Origin of the sequence: Brunnivagina elsteri CCALA 953, assembly GCF_002289455.1 — a bacterium.
Classification (GTDB): Bacteria; Cyanobacteriota; Cyanobacteriia; order Cyanobacteriales; family Nostocaceae; genus Brunnivagina; species Brunnivagina elsteri.
This window is the reverse complement of the sequence record NZ_NTFS01000520.1, coordinates 1-3,895: the sequence shown is the minus strand read 5'-3', so window position 1 is coordinate 3,895 and position 3,895 is coordinate 1. Positions and strand designations below refer to the sequence as shown.

Here is a 3,895-nt window from a genome sequence, read left to right as displayed (position 1 = left end):
ATATTTATTAGTTTGAGTTTTCTCAGTGGATGTGGTGGTTATCCACAAATAATAAGTTATCCTTTTGACCCTGGTGGTAGAAGTTTAAATAGTTTGGCTTCGGAATTAAACCCGCAAACATCTGGTAGATATATTATTTTTACAAGCGATCGCCGAGGTAGCCAAGATGTATATATGTATGATACAGTGACCCGCTATTTAGTGGATTTACCGGGTTTAAACTCGTTGGATACAATTGCTTCCCACCCAAGTGTTTCCGATAGCGCTCGTTATATTGTTTTTGCCGGAAGTCGTCAGGGGCGATCGGCTATTTTTCTTTACGATCGCGAAACTCGACAATCACGTAACTTAACCGCAAACCTGCAAGCCGAAGTCCGAAACCCGACCATTAGCGCCGATGGTAGTAGAATTGCCTTTGAAACCACAGTAAACGGACAATGGGATATTTTAGTTTATGATCGCACATCGGGGCAACCTTTAAATATTCCCCAAGACCCAAGATAAAAATAATAATGTAGAGACGCGATACATCGCGTCTCTCTATATATATAGCGTCTCTAGATATAGCAAGGTGGATTTTAATTGAATGTGGAGAGACGTAACATGTCTCGCAAACTTTGCCGCAGGGATAATCCCCATGACAAGATATGAGTCTCTACAGGGTTTGAGATACTGTCGGCATATTACTCTTTACCTTCTTCCAGTCTTACCGCTTCAATTAGACTTCGTACTTCTTTAGTTCCTTCTGAAGGCTCAAATTTGAGCGGAAATTTACGATGTGTCAACATTCGCAGTCCTAAAGGTGAAATTCCCAATAGTCCTCGTATATCTTTAAAGTTGTTACCTAGCACTTGCAAGCCAAATTGTCGTTCGTCAATCCAACCACCTTTTTTGACTAAATCGATCAGAACTTTGCGGTGTCGAATCGAACGACTATCACTTTTCTGTTTACGAGCTAATATTTCCTGCTTGATTTCGGTAATTCGATCCATTGGTGCAACATCCATCGGACAAACTGAGTTGCAGAAGTGACAGCGAGTGCAAGCCCAAACACCTTTAGTTTCTTCGTTATACTCTTCAAGTCGATTTTCTGTATTATTATCTCGCGAGTCTGCCACCATTCGAGAAGCTTTTGCAAGGGCATGGGGACCAACAAAATTTTCATTGACCTCAAGAGCATTACATTCTGAATAACAAGCACCACACATAATACAATTGCCAGTTTGGTCGAGACGCGATCGCTCTTCGGGTGTTTGCAAAAACTCCCGTTCGGGAACTTGTCTACCTGCGGTACTAACATAGGGTGAAACAGCTTCTAAATTATCCCAAAAGCGGTTCATATCCACCACTAGGTCTTTAATTACGGGCATATTTCCCAGAGGTGCTACTGTTATTTCTGGAATCTCGTCAGATGAACTGGTACTTCCAAATTGCTGCTGCTTGAAAGCTATTTCACTCCCCACATTTTCTTTACAGGCTAAAGCTGAACGTCCGTTGATTCGTATCGCACAACTACCGCAAATTGTATTGCGGCAATTTTTGCGGAATGCTAAAGTTCCATCTTGTTCCCACTTAATTCGATTTAGGGAATCAAGGATTGTATTTCCAGGTTCAACATCCAAAAGGTAATTTTGCACCACTGGTGAGGAATCTGGTTTTTGTCGAATAACCTTAAAAATAACTTCCATGACCACAAACCCAATTTTTAACAAAATTTTTCCAACAAACCAAACAAACACCTGACGCTTCAGGGAGCAAATTATTCTCCAGCACTTCCCTTGCTCACTTATGGAGCTAGACAAGACGCGATAAGCAGAGTTTAACGCCAAGGGCTTATCGCGTGACAAATATTGTCTTTACCTCAATCCAACTAGTTAATGGCTGGAGTCATTAAACCACGACTGGATTCTAAGCATAACCATAAAACTTATTTTCATCGATTTTCCATCAATGGGCTGAATAAATTTTTGCAGTTGAGCGATCGCAAAAAAAAAACTTATCTTCCACCTCCGATTATGCTTACTCTTCTGCTGGGATGATGCCGATGGGTGATATTGATGTCAAACCCAATTTTAGGACTACTCTCCGTTTGCTACATATTCCCAAATCGTAAAAATATCAAAACTAAATCACCCCTAAGTTCCAACTTGAACTTAATGGGAACAATGCTAACATTCTACTGCTTACTCCCAGAAGAAAAGCACAACTAGTCATGAAAAGATAATTTCTGGATATATAGAATTGTTAAATATCATGGGGAACATCTCAATTCGCCAAAACTAAATAAATTTTTCCTTCTTCAGTCTGGCAATATTCACCCTAAAGTTACAAATTTAGGATATAAATTGTATAACAAATTTAATTCAATATTAAACAACTAGTTTGCTATTATTAGTTCATGCTAGTATTTAATATAAAATTACGAGGTAGCAAATCCAGTAGAAATCGCCCTCAAGTGCGGCTATTACCGCTTTGTTTCTTCGTAATGTAAAGACGTGAAAATTTCGTCTTTACATGCAGGATAAAAAGGTGTATACCTGCAATACGCTCAATAAATACTATGCTGACTCAAACTTGCGAGTACGAGTAGGGAAAATCTCAGACTTTATCGCAATTTAGGTCAGTACAGAGAGTTGAAAGCCTGCATTTTCGCACGATTTACAACTTATTTATTGTCGTCAAACAAGTGCGGCGATAAACGGTCAGGAAAATCCTCACAAAGAATACATGCGACAACGGCGGGTATCCTCGCAACGTAGTATTCTCGCTCTTTGCCTGCTCAATTTGTAGGAGGAGACTCCAAGTGAAACTCCTACATTAATGTCCAAGAAAAAGTTTTTCTTTTTCAATGGCAAATGTTGGTAAGAAAACCGTGAAATTACCAAAATTAATAGCTGCGATCGCGATCGCCTTTCATCTGCTATGGATAACCATCAGCAGAAGTCTGGTAGTTTACAAGCGTGAGTTTACCCAATGCCTGATAGCGCACAGTAGCTAGCTGCAAGTGACAAAAACTGACATTGCAGCACATATTAAATAATTCAAACGTCTGGAGACAGCAAGGAAAACTAAAATCGAATGAGTGAAACTGCAACCGCCCCATTAACCGGAAAAACCTTACTTGCTAAGGTAAAAGAACTTTCGACTTTGCCTCGAAGAGAAAGAGCCAAACAGTGTGGTTATTACACTACAACTAAAGGTGGTCAGGTAAGAGTAAATCTGACTGATTTTTACGATGCTTTGTTATCAGCTAGGGGAATTCCCTTAAGTCCTGAAGCTCCAAAAGATGGTCGTGGTCGTGAACCTACGTATCGCGTAAGTGTTCATCAGAACGGTCAAATTGTTATTGGCGCAACATATACCAAAGCAATGGGCTTGGAACCAGGTGATGAGTTTGAAATTAAACTTGGATACAAGCATATTCACTTAATTCAAGTCGATAGTGATAAAAAGATTTTAGATATCGACTCGGATGAAGATGAAGACGAAGACGAAGAGTAAATTTTTGTACAGGTAGGGAGAATCTAATAGTTGAAGCAGTCGAGGAACAGTTATTTAACTGCCCAGTTTTGACTTTGTACTTTTTAACTTTGTACTCGACATTGCTGAAAACAAAAAATCCAGCTTGTAAATTCAATAATTTTACTCTCGAAACTGAATTCTTGCATCTGGGTAATTTGGCTGTGCCCATAAGCCAGTGAGTTATTAAAATTCACAAATCTACAAGAAGTAGATATAAAATTGCGATCGCTTAAATTTAATTTACCTAATTTGCGATCGCATAGCGAACAAAAGTAAGTTTAGCAGTATTACTTCTGTTGAAGAGTAAGCATAATCGGAGGTGGAAGATAAGTTTTTTTTTTGCGATCGCTCAACTGCAAAAATTTATTCAGCC

Annotated in this window: 4 protein-coding genes; 3 read left to right on the top strand and 1 reads right to left on the bottom strand. The window is 39.2% G+C overall.

Annotated elements, in window-relative coordinates:
- Entirely contained in the window at positions 1 to 504 is a 504-nt protein-coding gene (locus tag CK510_RS27590; protein ID WP_095724698.1) for a TolB family protein, read from the top strand.
- Positions 505 to 683: 179 nt separating this feature from the next.
- Here CK510_RS27590 and CK510_RS27585 read toward each other — a convergent pair whose 3' ends face one another.
- Complete coding sequence (locus CK510_RS27585; RefSeq protein WP_095724699.1) at positions 684 to 1,688, bottom strand: succinate dehydrogenase/fumarate reductase iron-sulfur subunit; 1,005 nt, start codon at positions 1,686 to 1,688, stop codon at positions 684 to 686.
- Between the two features lie 1,160 nt (positions 1,689 to 2,848).
- Here CK510_RS27585 and CK510_RS32095 point away from each other — a divergent pair.
- Positions 2,849 to 2,998 carry a hypothetical protein gene (locus tag CK510_RS32095; protein ID WP_158224976.1) on the top strand — a complete coding sequence of 50 codons (150 nt, stop codon included), beginning with the start codon at positions 2,849 to 2,851 and terminating at the stop codon, positions 2,996 to 2,998.
- Positions 2,999 to 3,078: 80 nt separating this feature from the next.
- Positions 3,079 to 3,501, top strand: a complete 423-nt coding sequence (locus tag CK510_RS27580; RefSeq protein ID WP_095724697.1) for an AbrB/MazE/SpoVT family DNA-binding domain-containing protein — start codon at positions 3,079 to 3,081, stop codon at positions 3,499 to 3,501.
- Positions 3,502 to 3,895: the final 394 nt, after the last annotated feature.

Bases quoted from the DNA above. Each gene is read 5' to 3' on its own strand.
- CK510_RS27585 (WP_095724699.1), bottom strand. From the start codon at position 1,688: ATGGAAGTTATTTTTAAGGTTATTCGACAAAAACCAGATTCCTCACCA.
- CK510_RS32095 (WP_158224976.1), top strand. From the start codon at position 2,849: ATGGCAAATGTTGGTAAGAAAACCGTGAAATTACCAAAATTAATAGCT.
- CK510_RS27580 (WP_095724697.1), top strand. From the start codon at position 3,079: ATGAGTGAAACTGCAACCGCCCCATTAACCGGAAAAACCTTACTTGCT.